We start from the raw sequence: 14,961 nt of genomic DNA on the forward strand, positions 1-14,961 counted from the left end.
TTCGTTCGGATCGGGCCGGGCTCGCGGGGCCGGTGCACGAGGGTCATCGGGAGCACCGGTCGCCGACCAGACGGAAGAACTCCTTCTCGGTGCCGCTGAGTCCCGCGTCCGCCAGGGCCCGGTCCGCCTCGGCCAGTACGGCGGGCGGCACCAGGGGCGGTCGCCGTGGGTCGGGGGGACCGTCCAGGGCGGCCCGTACGGTGTGCAGCAGGTGCAGATAGGCCTGTACGGCGGCGCGTTCACGGTCGGTCCCTACGGCGGTCGGCATCGGTCGGCTCTCCCCGGGTCGGCCGGGCGACAGGCGTCGCGCGGCACAGGTGCACGGCACACGCCCCGGCACGCGGCCGCCCGCCGCGCCGACCGGTGACGTGGCTTCAGCTTGCCGTGCGCCACTGACAATGCCGGTTCCACGGGCGGGGGTTCGCCCGGTCGGCGCAGTGGGCCGGTGCTGTGCGGCAGGGGCGATCCCGGTTCCGTGGCCCGGGGCCCCTGCAGTCCCGCGGCAGGGCGTCACGGACGGCGGTGTGGCCGTGGCGGCGGGGAGCCGTTCGTCGGCCCTGAGGTGCGTGGGGCTGAGGGGCGGCGGGTGCGGGGCCCGTGTGTCCGTATGGCCTCGGGGCGGGGTGGTCGGGCGCCCGGGCGTCACTCCTCCCGTGCCGGTGTCGCCGTGACCGCACGCCATTCGGTCCCGGTGAGCGGGGGGCCGTCGAGGGGCGGTCGCTTCCGGCCGAAACAGATCAGGGCGAGCATGTCGGGCCCGAGCAGCCGGGCGGGGGACGCCTCCATGCTCATCACGTCCAGGAGCACCCGCAGGGCGCGCGGGTCGCGTGACCCGGCGTCCACCGCCTTGTCGACAAAGGCGGTGAGGGCCTTCTCCAGCCGGGTGGGCGGCTCGGCACCGGCGCCCGGGTAGAAGACGTCCTGGCCGACCGCCAGGCTCCAGGCGCCCTCGACGGGGCGTGCCGCAGCCTTCTGGATGCGCCGGGCCGTGCCGGGCGCGACGAGGTCCCTCCGGCGCAGCACACGGCGCAGGGCGAGGACGCTCAGCGCGGAGACGCTCAACCCGTGGCCGTAGACGGGGTTGTAGCCGGCCACGGCGTCCCCGAGGACGGTGAAGGCCTCGGGCCAGCGGGTGGCCTTCTCGTAGTAGCGCCGGTGGTTGACGGTGCTCCGGGAGGTGACGACATCGGTCTCGGGTTCGGCGTCGGCGAGCAGCTCACCGATGACCGGATGGGACAGCGTCCGGGCGAAGGCCAGAAACGCCTCGTTGTCGGCGGTGGGCTGTCCGCCCCGGGTCCCGGCGAGCGTCACCAGCCAGCGGCCCCCTTCGACGGGGGTGATGATGCCGGCCCTGCCGGGAGCGTTCCGCGGGTCGGCCTGGACGTTGACGATGGGGAATCCGGCGGCGGTGGTTCCGGGCGCACGGTACATCCGGCTGGCATAGGCGAAGCCGGCGTCGACGGTGCGTTCGGGGACCGGCGGGAGGCCCAGCTCCCGCAGCCAGACATGGGCCCGGCTGGCCCGCCCGCTCGCGTCCACCACCAGGTCGGCCGGCAGAGAGGTGGTGGCGCCCGCCGTACGGACGCGCATCCCGCGCACCCGGTCCGCGCCGCCCTCGGGACCGAGCGCCTCGGTGTCCGTCAGCAGGGTGATCCGCCGGTCCTTCAGCACCCTGGCCCGGATCACGGCGTCCAGCAGATCGCGGCTGCACAGCACATTGGTGTGACGGCTGTGCTCGAACCGGCGGAACCACTGGCCCGAGGGGGCCTTGGACACCAGGTCGGTCATGATGCGGACCCGGTGGGCGCCGTGCGTCACCAACTCGTCGACGACCCCCGGCAGCAGCTCTTCCAGGGCCTTGACGCCGCCGGACCAGAGCACATGGGCATGGCGGGCCTGCGGCAGTCCCTTGCGCGGCCGGGGACCGTCGGGAAGGACATCGCGTTCCACCACGGTGACATCGGCGTGGTCGGCGAGCACCGAAGCGGCGAGCATGCCGGTGATGCTGCCGCCGACGACCACCGCGGTGCGGCGAGGAGCGGCTCTGTCAGACATGGGCGGGGGCACTCTTTCTGTCGAGGGGGAGAGCTGACGGGCGCGGCGGCGTCGGGCGCGGCGTCACCGCGGTGGCCCCCAGGCCTGCCCGCGGACGGCCGCGACGACCGGTGACCGGCGCAGGGCCAGCGACATCCGCACCAGGTCCCTGGACCCCTCGTGGGGAGCGGAGGCGAGGGTCACCTCCGCCGCGTCGATGACCCGGCCCTCCGGGTCGGCGGCCCTGGCCCGTACGGCCGCCGCCACCATCGCCGCGTCCGCCTCGGCTTCCGCCTGGAGCGGGTCCGAGCCGGTCGCCACCGCCGCGTCATAGGCGCGGGAGCGGACCGCGGGGTCGAAGTAGGGGTAGAGGCTGAGCATGCCGTCGTGGATGTCGGACTCCCGCTGTGTCACCTGCAGTTCGACCGGCGACCACCAGGAGATGCGCAGCTCCCGGCCGGCGTGGGCGGACACCGGGCGCAGCTCGTGCCACAGCGGTCCGAGCCTGCGGTAGGTCGTCCAGGTGGTCCAGCTGTCCCCGACGCGTCGGCAGGCCAGCGGAAGACAGAAGCCGACGGCGCTGATCTGCGCGCCCGCGGAGGCCAGCACGGGTGCCGCATAGGTGCTCAGGCCGTCCAGGTCACCGCCGCACCAACGGGCCACCACGGCCGTGAACTTGGTCGCCAGATAGGCCAGGTTGAACAGATAGCCGGTCACGATGATCAGCAGCCCGGCCCGGAGCCAGTCGTGCACCTGGAGGGCCCAGCGCCAGCACAGTGCGGTCATCGCGAGACCGGCGACGGTCATCGCCGTCAGATAGAGCACGATCAGCTCGCGCAGATACGGGGTGCGGGCGTAGTAGGTGTCGAAGTCGCGCAGCCGCTCCACCGGGGCGTCCCCGAGGGCGAACAGCACCACCAGGGCGACGATCACCACGGCGTATCCGGCGGTGATCCGCCGGGTGAGGAGACGGGTCTGGGCGGGCGGGCCGCCGCGCCAGTTGACGACCAGCACCAGACAGGCGGCGCTGAAGGCGCTGAGCAGGCAGTACACCAGGGGCGCCGAGACATTGGTGATACCGGTGAGGCGATTGACCTTCGCGATGGTCGGCGGTGCGGCGAAGAGGAAGACCAGCCCCGCCAGGGTGAGCAGGGTGCACACCGAACGCAGCAGCGGATCGCGCCAGGAACGCAGCAGCGCGGGTGCCTTGAGGACCAGGGCGCACGCCATCGCGGCGGCGGGTATGTAGTAGCTCGATCCGTCCATCGCGTTCCCGCCCGGGCCGTTCAGCGGCTCTGCGGGCCGCGGTAGCCCAGCGAGGTCTCGATCCGCCCCGCCAGGTCGTCCCGCTTGACCGGGCCGCGCAGCGCCGAACCGGGCAGCCAGGTACGGCACTTGCTGGCCAGCAGCAGCCCGAAGCTCTCGGCCTCCTGCTCGTCGGCGAGGTCGAACCGGGTACGGGCGGCGACCCGGCGGACGGTGGCCTCCAGGTCGGCGGTGTCGCTCAGCGACCGGGCCGCGACCGCAAGGCCCTCCACAGGGTGGCCGTGGTGCCCGGCGTTCATGTGCCACAGCTCATGGCCGAGGATCACCAACTGGTGGTCGGGGGCGGTGCGTTCCTCCACGACGACGAGGTCCTGCTCGGCCATGTCGATCCACAGTCCGCTGGCTGTGCCGGGCGGGAAGGGGGCCGTGCGGAACCGGACCGGACGGCCGCGGCGCCGGCTCATGGCGTCGCACAGCGCCGCGCACAGCTCGGCCGGTTCCGCCGGCGCCGTCAGCGAGAGCTCCTCCACGAGCTCGCCGCACAGACGGCGCATCTTCCTTCCGATGCCCACGGTCCTCCCCAGGATCACAACTCGGGCCGCTTGACGCTCTCCAGGAGCATGTCCAGCCACTCGGCGACCTTGTCACGGTGCTGGTCGGTGGGCAGCTGGGCGGCCCGCCAGGCGATGCCGCGCACACCGTGGTCCTGCAGCAGCCGCTCCAGCGGGTCGGCCGCGGCATCGGCCGAAGCACGCTCGCGGTCGGCGAGTTGCTGGAGGAGCTCCTGTTCACAGTGCTGGAGGATATGGGTGAGCGCCTCGCTGTCCTCGGCCGTGAGGAAGCCCGCGTGCACCTTGAAGAAGCGCTGGATCGCGTCGCAGTGCTCCATGGTGGGGCGCCGGTCCCCGTTGATGAGGGCACCCGCCTGCTGACGCGACATGCCCGCGCCGTCGGCGATCTCCTGCTGGGTGTACTTGCGTCCGTTGGGTTTCAGCCGGGTGTGGCGCAGCAGGTCGAGCCGCTGCAGAAAGCGTGCCTGGAGGTCGGGTTCCCCGGCGGGCATTCCGCCCAGCAGGGCCTTGACCACCGGCTCCGGGACACCGGATTCGACCGACAGGCGCGGGACGTCGAAGACCTCCTCGTGCGGTACGCCCAGTCGGTCGGTGAGGGCGGTGACCCGGGAGACGACGGACGGCAGCCGATCCGTCGTCATGGTGTCCGGAACCTCGAAGCCATCCGTCACCGAGGGGTCTCCTACATGTCTCTCAGATCGTCGTCAGGGTCGTCCGGAACCACGGGAAAGGCTATCCGCTTCCATGAACCCGCATCCAGGTCTCGCCACAACTGTGGCGAGATTCAGCCGTCAACCGCCCCTGAATGCCACGATAGTTGACACGGGTTGAGGTGGGGCAGCAGGATCGGGGCGCCGCGTGAAGGCCGCAAGGGCAAGAGGGGTGACCTCCCGATGGCACATCAGGCAGGAGGGCAGCGGCCGCAGCCGCGACCCGTCCCCGAGAGTCCGGAAGCGCGGGCGTATCTGCAGGACTACGCCGCGCTGTTGGAAGCCGCCCCCTATCCGTCCCTGGTCTTCGACCACCGCTGGGACGTCGTCCTCACCAACACCGCGTTCGAGGCGCTCTTCGGCCGGGTCGCACCGCATCCGACGGCCATGCCGGGAGACAACTTCCTGCGTTTCGTGCTGTTCCACCCGGACGCGTCGACGGTCCTCGGCGACCATGAGTCGAGCTGGTGCCTGCCGATGCTGGCACACTTCTCCGCGGCGGTGGAACGGCACGGTCACGACCATGGACTGCAGGCCATCCGCCGGGACATCGCTCAGGATCCGATCATGGACGCCGCCTACCGGCACGGACTGCCGCACTGGATCCGTGCGGTCGGACGGCACGCCCTGGAGCACGACGGGGCGGTGCGGCCGCTGCTGCATCCCGACCCGCGCTGGGGCGCCGACTGCCGGCTGGTGGGGGAGACTCCCAGGACGCTCCAGGACATGGGGTATGCGCGGCTGACCCTGGTGCTGCGCGAAGCGCGGCCCCAGGCACCCGCCCCGCGCCCGGCCCGCCCGGCCCGACGTGCGGCGGGCCATCTCCGGGTGGTGCCCGCACCGCAGGGCTGAGGCCTTCGCGGATCCCCGGCCCCGTCGGCGTTCAGGTCGCCGACGGTGCCGGGGCTCGATGTTTCCGGAGGACGGCCACCCGGGGCGCGGGGCGCCCCGTCGCTCAACTCGGTCCGGCCGTCGGCGGATTACAGGGTGAGCCGCACCGCGATGAGCCGTGCCGTCATGTCCCGGACGCATCGCTCGGCCAGCTCCCCGGCCACGTCGTGGGCCCCGTCCTGCACGGCGGAAATCACGGTCCGATAACGATCCGTCAGCTTGTGGCGACGGGTGTCGTCCCCGAGGACCAGGCACAGCAGCGCCCCGACCTCCGTCTGCAGCGCGACCTGCTCCCGGGTGAGCCGGGCGGACTGCGCGGCGGCGGCCAGCTCCACCTGGAACCGTCCATGGATCCGGCTGCGCGCCGAGGCGCCCCGGGCCGCCGCGAACTCCTCCAGGGTGCGGCGCAGCGGCTGGAGGTCGTCCGGCTCGGTGCGCTGGGCCGCGAGCCGGGCGGCGGCGCCGGAGATGGCCGCCCAGTGGTCGCCCAGGTCCCTCAGTTCCTCGGTGCTCCAGTCGGCCAGCCGCGCCAGGATCCGCTCCTCGGAGGGGTCGTCGGGCAGCGAGACGAAGCTGCCGCCGCCGCGCCCCCGCCGGGTGGTGACCAATCCCTGCTGCCGCAGCGCCATGAGCGCCTCCCGCAGGGTCACGGTGGACACGCCCAGCTGTCCAGCAAGTACGCTCTCGCCCGGGAGTTGCTCGCCGTCGGCGAGCAGTCCGAGCTCGATGGCGTCGCCGATGCGGCGGACGACCGTCTCGACGCGCGCCCGTGTGTCCACCGGAGTGAAGACCGCTGTCCGGGCTCCGGCGCCTCTGTTGTGCTTCACGGCCACCACCTTGTGCGTTGCTCAACCTTTACCTTAGCCAGGACTTGAGATTTGAACTATGAGTTCATATCTTTTTACTTCAACGTAAGAGTGCACCAGAAAGGTTCCCGTCATGAAGGGAAGCGCGATCCGGCTGCGGGGTCTGCGGAAGGAGTTCGGTGGCACCACCGCAGTGGCGGGCGTCGACCTGGACATATCCGACGGGGAGTTCTTCTCGATGCTGGGCCCCTCCGGCTCCGGCAAGACCACCGTCCTGCGGATGATCGCGGGCTTCGAGAGCCCCAGCTCGGGAACGGTCGAGCTGGGCGGCCAGGACGTCACCGGCCTCGCGCCCTTCGAGCGCGATGTGCACACGGTCTTCCAGGACTACGCGCTCTTCCCGCACATGACCGTCGAGCAGAACGTCGCCTACGGCCTCAAGGTGCGCAAGGTGGCCAAGGTGGAGCGACTGAGCCGGGCCCGCGAGGCACTCGCCGGCGTACGCCTGGAGAGCTTCGGCAAGCGACGGCCCGCCCAGCTCTCCGGCGGTCAGCGGCAGCGGGTCGCGCTCGCCCGCGCCCTCGTCGGCCGCCCCCGGCTGCTGCTGCTCGACGAGCCGCTCGGCGCCCTCGACCTCAAGCTGCGCGAGCAGATGCAGGTCGAACTCAAGGCGCTCCAGCGGGAGGTCGGGATCACCTTCGTGTTCGTCACCCACGACCAGGAGGAGGCCCTGACGATGAGCGACCGCATCGCCGTCTTCAACCAGGGCCGCATCGAACAGGTCGGCACCCCCGCCGAGATCTACGAACGCCCCGCGACCGCGTTCGTCGCCTCCTTCGTGGGCACCTCCAACCTGCTCCAGGGCGAGGCGGCGCAGCGGGTGGTGGGGGCATGGGGCACCTACAGCATCAGGCCCGAGAAGATCCGGGTCCTCAAGGAGTCCGCCCTCGCGGACGAGCCGGAGCACTCCACCGCCGACGGCACCGTCGCCGAAGTGGTCTATCTGGGAGACGCCACCCGTTTCCTGGTGGACCTCGACGCGGGCGGCCGCCTCACCGCCCTCCAGCAGAACCTCGACACCTCCTCGGAGGACGTCGCCGCCTACCGGGGCACCCGGGTGCGCCTGCAGTGGCATCGCCGCCACGCGGTCCAGGTGCCCGAAACGAGCTGACCCCCTCGGCGCGCCCCTGAGGGGCGCCGCCGTCCCAGAGGTCCCCGACCAAACGCTTCACCCCCCACGCAAGGTCCCCCCCCATCACTCATGGAGAACGTCGTGCGTCTCACCCGAACCCTCCAGTCCGCCGCGGCCGTGGCGGCGCTGCTCGCGATTTCCGCCTGCGGCTCGTCCGACTCGGGCGGCTCGTCCGCGTCCCCCGGCGGCAACGGCTTCAACCCGCCGGACCTCAAGGCGCAGACCGAGCTGGGCAAGACCGAGGGCCAGGTCAACCTCGTCAACTGGGCGGGCTATGTGGAGGACGGCTCCAACGACCCCAAGGTCGACTGGGTCAGCGACTTCCAGAAGCAGACCGGCTGCAAGGTCAACTCGAAGGTCGCGGCCAGCTCCGACGAGATGGTCAAGCTGATGAAGACGGGTGAGTACGACGCCGTCTCCGCCTCCGGCGACGCCTCCCTGCGCCTCATCGCCTCCGGTGACGCGGCCCCGGTCAACACCGACCTGGTGCCCAACTACAAGAACGTCTTCGACGACCTGAAGCTCCAGCCGTGGAACTCCATCAAGGGCACGGCCTACGGCATCCCGCACGGCCGCGGCGCCAACCTGCTGATGTACAACACCAAGAAGGTCAAGCCCGCGCCGACCTCCTGGTCCGCCGTCTTCGACGACGCGGCCTCCTACAAGGGCCATGTCACCGCGTACGACTCCCCGATCTACATCGCCGACGCGGCGCTCTACCTGAAGAACACCAAGCCCGAGCTGAAGATCACGGACCCCTACGCGCTCGACCAGAAGCAGTTCGACGCGGCGGTCGACCTGCTGAAGAAGCAGAACGTGAACGTCGGCGAGTACTGGAGCGACTACCTCAAGGAGATCTCCGCCTTCAAGAGCGGTGACTCCGTCGTCGGCACCACCTGGCAGGTCATCGCCAACATCGCGGAGAGCGAGGGCGCCAAGATCAAGGCCTTCCTCCCCGACGAGGGCGCCACCGGCTGGTCCGACACCTGGATGCTGTCCGCCAAGGCCAAGCACCCCAACTGCGCCTACAAGTGGATGGACTGGATCATCTCGCCGAAGGCCAACGCCCAGGTCGCCGAGTACTTCGGCGAGGCCCCGGCCAACTCCGAGGCGTGCGCCGAGACCAGCGAGAAGGGCTTCTGCGACACGTACCACGCCGGTGAGGCGGAGTACTGGAAGAAGGTCGCCTTCTGGCGTACGCCCATCGAGCAGTGCCTCGACGGCCGTACCGACGTCAAGTGCGTGCCCTACACCAAGTGGGTCCAGGCCTGGACCGAGATCAAGGGCTGAGGACGACGATGAGCGCCTCCCTGCCTGCCGCCGGACGGTCTCCCGTCCGGCGGCTCGCCGGGCTGCTGCACCGCCGACCGCGGCTGCGGCTGTCCCTGCTGCTGACCGCCCCCCTGCTGTGGCTGGGCGTGCTCTATCTCGGCTCGCTGGGCGTCCTGTTCGTCTCCGCGTTCTGGACGACGGACACCTTCACCTCCCAGGTGGTGCGGGTCTGGTCCACGGACAACTTCCATGAGCTGCTGACGACGCCGGTCTTCCGGCAGGTGATCCTGCGCAGCCTCGGCGTGGCCCTCTCCGTGACCCTGCTGTGCGCCGTGATCGCCTTCCCGCTGGCCTTCTTCACCGCGCGGGTGGCCCGGCCCCGCTGGCGTCCCCTGCTGGTGGTCGCGATCCTCACCCCGCTGTGGGCGAGCTACCTGGTGAAGGTGTACGCATGGCGGCTCATCCTGTCCCAGGGCGGGCTCGCGGACTGGATGCTGGAGCCGTTCGGCCTGAGCGGCCCCGGGTTCGGACTGCCGGCCGCGATCATCACCCTGACGTACCTCTGGCTGCCGTACATGATCCTGCCGATCCACACGGCCCTGGAGCAGATGCCGGCCGGCCTTCTCGACGCGTCCGCCGACCTGGGGGCGCGCCCCGGCCGCACCTTCCGCACGGTCGTCCTGCCGATGGTGCTGCCGTCGGTCGCCGCCGGTTCGGTCTTCACCTTCTCGCTCAGCCTCGGTGACTACATCACCGTGCAGATCGTCGGCGGCAAGACCCAGCTGATCGGCAACCTGGTCTACTCCAACATCGAACTCAACCTGCCCATGGCCGCCGCGCTGGGCACGGTTCCGGTGGTGGTCATCGTGCTGTACCTGCTGGCGATGCGCCGCACCGGCGCGCTCAGCAGCCTCTAGAAGAGGTCCCTCGACATGCAACTGTCCCGCTCCGCGCGCATCGCGCTGCGCATCGCCGCCGGGCTCGGCTTCGCGGTCATCTATGTGCCGCTCGCGCTCGTGCTGGTCAACTCCTTCAACCCGGACCGCAGCGCGAGCTGGCCGCCGCCCGGGTGGACCGTGCACTGGTGGTCGGTGGCCTGGGAGAACGAAGGGGCCCGCAACGCGGTGTGGGTCTCGGTGAAGGCGGGTCTGGGCGCCACCGCGGTGGCCCTGGTGCTCGGCACGCTGATCGCCTTCGCGGTGGCCCGGCACCGCTTCTTCGGCCGGGGCACGGTCTCGTTCGTGGTGGTCCTGCCGATCGCGCTGCCCGGTATCGTCACCGGTATCGCGCTCAACTCGGCGTTCAGTACGGTCCTCAAGCCGCTCGGGGTCGGCCTCGGGCTGTTCACCGTGGTCGTCGGGCACGCCACCTTCTGCATCGTCGTCGTCTTCAACAACGTGGTCGCACGGCTGCGGCGCACCTCCGGCTCGTACGAGGAGGCGGCGATGGACCTGGGGGCCCACACCTTCCGGGCCTTTGTCGACGTGACGTTCCCGATGGTGCGCTCCGCGCTGTTCGCGGGCGGTCTGCTGGCGTTCGCGCTGTCCTTCGACGAGATCGTGGTGACCACGTTCACGGCGGGAGCGGGCGTGGAGACCCTGCCCATCTGGATCTTCAACAACATGACCCGGCCCCAGCAGGCCCCGGTCGTGAACGTGGTGGCGGCCGTGCTCGTGCTGCTCTCGGTGATCCCCATCTACCTCGCCCAGCGCCTGTCGTCGGACACGGCGACGGAGAGCCGGATCTGAGGCCTCCCGAGACCGCCGCCGGAGTACGGGGACCGACCGGGGAGGTCCCCGCACTCCGGCGGCTTTTTTGCAGGCCGAGGGGTCCGGGCGGGAGAGCGGCCGGATCCTTGCCGCGACGGCTACGCAAACCGCTTGCGTGGCTTGCGCTATTCTTGCGTGTATGACGCGTCGACTTGCTGAGGTTGCCAAGAAGGTCGGAGTCAGCCAGGCCACGGTGAGCCGGGTGCTCAACAACAAACCCGGCGTCTCCGAGGCCACACGGCAGGCCGTGCTGTCCGCGCTCGACGTCCTCGGGTACGAGCGGCCCACCCAGCTGCGCGGTGAGCGCGCCCGGCTGGTGGGCCTCGTGCTGCCGGAGCTCCAGAACCCCATCTTCCCGGCCTTCGCGGAGGTCATCGGCGGTGCCCTGGCCCAGCTCGGGCTGACCCCGGTGCTGTGCACCCAGACCAAGGGCGGGGTCTCCGAAGCCGACTATGTGACGCTGCTGCTGCACCAGCAGGTCTCCGGCGTCGTCTTCGCCGGCGGACTCTACGCGCAGTCCGACGCCCCGCACGACCACTACCGGCTGCTCGCCGACCGGAACATCCCGGTCGTCCTGATCAACGCGGCCATAGGGCACCTCGGCTTCCCCGGGGTCTCCTGCGACGACGCGGTGGCGGTGGAACAGGCCTGGCGGCATCTGGCCTCGCTGGGCCACGAGCGGATCGGACTGGTGCTGGGGCCGAACGACCATGTGCCCTCGGCGCGCAAGCTGGCCGCGGCGCGGGCGATCGCCGGGGAGATCCCGGAGGAGTTCGTCGCCCGGGCCATCTTCTCGATCGAGGGCGGGCACGCGGCCGCCGCCAAGCTCATCGACCGGGGGGTCACCGGATTCATCTGCGCCAGCGATCCGCTCGCGCTGGGCGTGGTGCGGGCCGCACGCCGCAGGGGACTCGACGTCCCGTCGCAGATCTCCGTGGTGGGCTATGACGACTCCGCGCTGATGAACTGCACGGAACCGCCCCTCACCACCGTCCGGCAGCCCATCGAGTCCATGGGCAAGGCCGCCGTCGAACTGCTGCACGCCCAGATCGGTGGCAGCTCCGTACCGGCCGACGAGCTGCTGTTCGAGCCCGAACTGGTGGTACGGGGATCGACCGCGCAAGCGCCTCGTCTCTGAGATCCGCTCCACTGTCAAATAATTTCAGATTCTGCGCGACATCTTGCGGGACGATGCTGTGGGTGCTTGAGTGTGCGGCGCCCACCGCTCCTGTCCGAAGGGGTCCACCGATGAGAAGCACCGGGTTCCGCCGCACCCTTGTCACACTCAGCGCCTGTTCACTCGCCCTCACCGCCTGCGGCTCGAACGGCGATTCGGCCAGTGGCAAGACCCGCATCACGGTCAACTGCATGCCGCCCAAGAGCGCAAAGGTCGACCGCGGCTTCTTCGAGCAGGACATCGCCTCCTTCGAGAAGAAGAACCCGGACATCGACGTCGTCGCCCATGACGCGTTCCCCTGCGAGGACCCCAAGACCTTCGACGCCAAGCTCGCCGGCGGCCAGATGGAGGACGTGTTCTACACGTACTTCACCGATGCCCAGCATGTCGTGGACATCAACCAGGCCGCCGACCTCACCCCGTACGTCAAGGACCTGGGGAGCTACGGCACCCTCCAGCAGCAGCTCCGCGACATCTACACGGTCGACGGCAAGATCTACGGCATCCCGCGCACCGGCTACTCGATGGGCCTGATCTACAACCGCGCGCTCTTCCAGAAGGCCGGCCTCGACCCCGACAAGCCCCCGACGACCTGGGACGAGGTCCGCGCCGCCGCCAAGAAGATCGCCGCGCTGGGCGACGGCACCGTCGGCTACGCCGACTACAGCGCCCAGAACCAGGGCGGCTGGCACTTCACCGCCGAGCTCTACTCGCAGGGCGGGAACGTCGTCAGCTCCGACGGAAAGAAGGCCACCGTCGACACCCCCGAGGGCCACGCCGTCCTGCAGAACCTGCACGACATGCGCTGGAACGACGACTCCATGGGCAGCAAGCAGCTCCTTGTCATCAACGACGTCCAGCAGATGATGGGTTCGGGCAAGCTCGGGATGTATCTCTCCGCGCCCGACAACATCCCGATCCTGGTCAAGGAGAAGGGCGGCGACTACAAGGACCTCGCCCTCGCCCCCATGCCCGGCGGCAAGGGCACGCTCATCGGCGGCGACGGCTATATGTTCAACAAGAAGGCCACCCCCGAGCAGATCAAGGCCGGGCTGAAGTGGCTCGACCACATGTTCCTCACCCCCGGCAAGGGCTTCCTCGGCGACTACGCCCGCGCCAAGAAGACCGACTCCCCGGTCGGCCTTCCCGAACCGCGGCTGTTCACCGGCGCCGCCGACGCCGAGGACCAGAAGGTCAAGCAGGCCAACGCGAACGTCCCGGTGGAGAACTACCAGGCGTTCCTCGACGGCAACCAGCAGCTCGAGCTGAAGATCGAGCCGCCGCACGCCCAGCAGATCTACTCCGTCCTCGACGGCGTGGTCTCCGCGGTCCTCACCAAGAAGGACGGCGACATCGACCAGTTGCTCAAGGACGCCTCGGGCAAGATCGACGGCATCCTCGCCCGGGGCTGACACCGATGACCCCGGGGGTGACACCGATGACCGAGGCCGCGGCCCGGCCGATCGAGACGGCCGCCGAGGGTCCCGACCGCGCGCCCTCCCCGGTGGCGGGCCGGGGACGGCGCCGCCTCACCGACCAGCTGCGCGCCTACGCCTTCCTGCTCGGCGGGCTGCTCTGCTTCGCCCTGTTCTCCTGGTACCCGGCGATCCGCGCCGTCGTGATCGCCTTCCAGAAATACACACCCGGTTCCGCGCCCGAATGGGTCGGCACCGCCAACTTCACCCGGGTGCTGCACGACCCCGAGTTCGGCGCGGCCTGGCGCAACACCCTGCTCTTCACCCTGTTCGCGCTGCTCATCGGCTTCGCCGTGCCCTTCGTACTGGCCCTGGTCCTCAATGAACTCCGGCACGCCAAGGCGTTCTTCCGGGTCGTGGTCTATCTGCCGGTGATGATCCCGCCGGTGGTGAGCGCACTGCTCTGGAAGTGGTTCTACGACCCCGGCGCCGGCCTCGCCAACGAGGCGCTGCGCCTGCTGCACCTGCCCACCTCGAACTGGACCAACGGCGCCGACACCGCTCTGGTCTCCCTGGTCCTGGTCGCCACCTGGGCCAACATGGGCGGAACGGTCCTCATCTATCTGGCCGCCCTCCAGGGCATCCCGGGGGAACTCTACGAGGCCGCCGAGCTCGACGGCGCCGGTCTGCTCCAGCGCATCCGTCATGTGACGATCCCGCAGACCCGCTTCGTCGTGCTGATGTTGATGCTGCTTCAGATCATCGCCACCATGCAGGTGTTCACCGAGCCCTTTGTGATCACCGGCGGCGGCCCCGAGAACGCCACCGTCACCATCCTCTACCTGATCTACAAATACGCCTTCCTCTACAACGACTTCGGCGGCGCCTGCGCCCTGAGCGTGATGCTCCTGGTGCTGCTCAGCGCCTTCTCCGCGCTCTATCTGCGCCTGACCCGCACCGCGGGGGAGGACTCATGAGCAGTACCCGCACCCTGGTCTCGCCGCTCACCCTGTCCCGCCCCCGCGGCAAGGCCGTCTACTGGACCGTGTTCACCGGCATCGTGCTGCTCTTCGCGCTCGCCTTCCTGTTCCCCGTGTACTGGATGGTCACCGGCGCGATGAAGTCACCCGACGAGGTGGCAGGGACCCCGCCCACCCTGGTCCCCCACCACTGGCATCTCGGCGGCTACACCGACGCCTGGGACCTGATGGACCTGCCCACCCATCTGTGGAACACGGTGGTGCAGGCCGCCGGTGCCTGGCTGCTCCAGCTGGTGTTCTGCACCGCGGCCGCCTACTCCCTGTCCAAGCTCAAGCCGGTCCTCGGCAGGGTGGTCCTCGGCGGCATCCTCGCCACCCTGATGGTCCCGGCCCAGGCGCTCGTCGTCCCCAAGTACCTGACCGTCGCCGACCTCCCGCTGATCCACACCAGCCTGCTCAACGACCCGCTGGGCATCTGGCTGCCGGCCGTCGCCAACGCCTTCAACCTCTATCTGCTCAAGCGGTTCTTCGACCAGATCCCCCGGGACGTGCTGGAGGCCGCCGAGATCGACGGAGCCGGCCGGCTGCGCACCCTGTGGTCCATCGTGCTGCCGATGTCCCGCCCGGTCCTCGGGGTGGTGTCGATCTTCGCACTGGTCGCGGTGTGGCAGGACTTCCTGTGGCCGCTGATGGTCTTCTCCGACACCGACAAACAGCCGATCAGCGTGGCGCTGGTGCAGTTGTCGCAGAACATCCCGCTGACCGTGCTGATCGCCTCGATGGTGATCGCCAGCATCCCCATGGTCCTGATGTTCCTCGTCTTCCAACGGCACATCATCGCCGGGATCAGCGCGGGCAGCACCAAGGGCTGACACAG

15 protein-coding genes are annotated in these 14,961 nt (G+C 70.0%); 9 read left to right on the top strand and 6 right to left on the bottom strand.

All coding sequences use genetic code 11. The annotated features are described in order from the left end of the window. Positions 1–43 precede the first annotated feature (43 nt). The 5 genes from CP978_RS28655 to CP978_RS28675 form a co-directional block, all read right to left on the bottom strand. Entirely contained in the window at positions 44–268 is a 225-nt protein-coding gene (locus tag CP978_RS28655; protein ID WP_043445524.1) for a hypothetical protein, read from the bottom strand. Between the two features lie 374 nt (positions 269–642). Continuing rightward, a complete protein-coding gene (locus CP978_RS28660) occupies positions 643–2,055 on the bottom strand; it encodes an FAD-dependent oxidoreductase (RefSeq protein WP_043445526.1) in 1,413 nt (470 codons plus the stop codon). A 63-nt stretch (positions 2,056–2,118) separates the two neighbouring features. Then, positions 2,119–3,300, bottom strand: a complete 1,182-nt coding sequence (locus CP978_RS28665) for an MAB_1171c family putative transporter (protein ID WP_043445529.1) — start codon at positions 3,298–3,300, stop codon at positions 2,119–2,121. A 20-nt stretch (positions 3,301–3,320) separates the two neighbouring features. Then, positions 3,321–3,854 (bottom strand): hypothetical protein, encoded by a 534-nt coding sequence (locus tag CP978_RS28670; protein WP_043445531.1) that lies wholly within the window; start codon positions 3,852–3,854, stop codon positions 3,321–3,323. Between the two features lie 32 nt (positions 3,855–3,886). Continuing rightward, a complete protein-coding gene (locus CP978_RS28675) occupies positions 3,887–4,543 on the bottom strand; it encodes a helix-turn-helix domain-containing protein (RefSeq protein WP_150478329.1) in 657 nt (218 codons plus the stop codon). A gap of 222 nt (positions 4,544–4,765) precedes the next feature. Between CP978_RS28675 and CP978_RS28680 the strand changes: the two genes are divergently transcribed. Continuing rightward, positions 4,766–5,434 (top strand): MmyB family transcriptional regulator, encoded by a 669-nt coding sequence (locus CP978_RS28680; RefSeq protein ID WP_043445537.1) that lies wholly within the window; start codon positions 4,766–4,768, stop codon positions 5,432–5,434. Positions 5,435–5,562: 128 nt separating this feature from the next. Here CP978_RS28680 and CP978_RS28685 read toward each other — a convergent pair whose 3' ends face one another. Further along, positions 5,563–6,309, bottom strand: a complete 747-nt coding sequence (locus CP978_RS28685) for a FadR/GntR family transcriptional regulator (protein WP_079162352.1) — start codon at positions 6,307–6,309, stop codon at positions 5,563–5,565. 103 nt (positions 6,310–6,412) lie between these two features. Here CP978_RS28685 and CP978_RS28690 point away from each other — a divergent pair, with 103 nt between their 5' ends. The 8 genes from CP978_RS28690 to CP978_RS28725 all read left to right on the top strand — a co-directional run bounded on the left by CP978_RS28690 (position 6,413) and on the right by CP978_RS28725 (position 14,956). After that, positions 6,413–7,450, top strand: a complete 1,038-nt coding sequence (locus CP978_RS28690) for an ABC transporter ATP-binding protein (RefSeq protein WP_150478330.1) — start codon at positions 6,413–6,415, stop codon at positions 7,448–7,450. 102 nt (positions 7,451–7,552) lie between these two features. Continuing rightward, positions 7,553–8,761: an ABC transporter substrate-binding protein gene (locus CP978_RS28695; protein ID WP_043449748.1), complete on the top strand. Its 1,209-nt coding sequence runs from the start codon at positions 7,553–7,555 to the stop codon at positions 8,759–8,761. Positions 8,762–8,769: 8 nt separating this feature from the next. Continuing rightward, on the top strand, positions 8,770–9,660 hold the full coding sequence (locus CP978_RS28700) for an ABC transporter permease (RefSeq protein WP_043445540.1): 891 nt from the start codon (positions 8,770–8,772) through the stop codon (positions 9,658–9,660). 15 nt (positions 9,661–9,675) lie between these two features. Next, on the top strand, positions 9,676–10,491 hold the full coding sequence (locus tag CP978_RS28705) for an ABC transporter permease (RefSeq protein WP_043445543.1): 816 nt from the start codon (positions 9,676–9,678) through the stop codon (positions 10,489–10,491). Between the two features lie 160 nt (positions 10,492–10,651). Further along, a complete protein-coding gene (locus CP978_RS28710; RefSeq protein WP_043445546.1) occupies positions 10,652–11,650 on the top strand; it encodes a LacI family DNA-binding transcriptional regulator in 999 nt (332 codons plus the stop codon). 110 nt (positions 11,651–11,760) lie between these two features. Continuing rightward, positions 11,761–13,101, top strand: coding sequence for an ABC transporter substrate-binding protein (locus CP978_RS28715; protein ID WP_043445550.1), 1,341 nt, complete (start codon positions 11,761–11,763; stop codon positions 13,099–13,101). Positions 13,102–13,127: 26 nt separating this feature from the next. Next, positions 13,128–14,081, top strand: a complete 954-nt coding sequence (locus CP978_RS28720; RefSeq protein ID WP_043445552.1) for a carbohydrate ABC transporter permease — start codon at positions 13,128–13,130, stop codon at positions 14,079–14,081. Continuing rightward, complete coding sequence (locus CP978_RS28725; RefSeq protein WP_043445554.1) at positions 14,078–14,956, top strand: carbohydrate ABC transporter permease; 879 nt, start codon at positions 14,078–14,080, stop codon at positions 14,954–14,956. The genes CP978_RS28720 and CP978_RS28725 overlap by 4 nt, the downstream gene beginning before the upstream one ends. Positions 14,957–14,961: the final 5 nt, after the last annotated feature.

Origin of the sequence: Streptomyces nodosus, assembly GCF_008704995.1 — a bacterium.
Lineage (GTDB): Bacteria > Actinomycetota > Actinomycetes > Streptomycetales > Streptomycetaceae > Streptomyces > Streptomyces nodosus.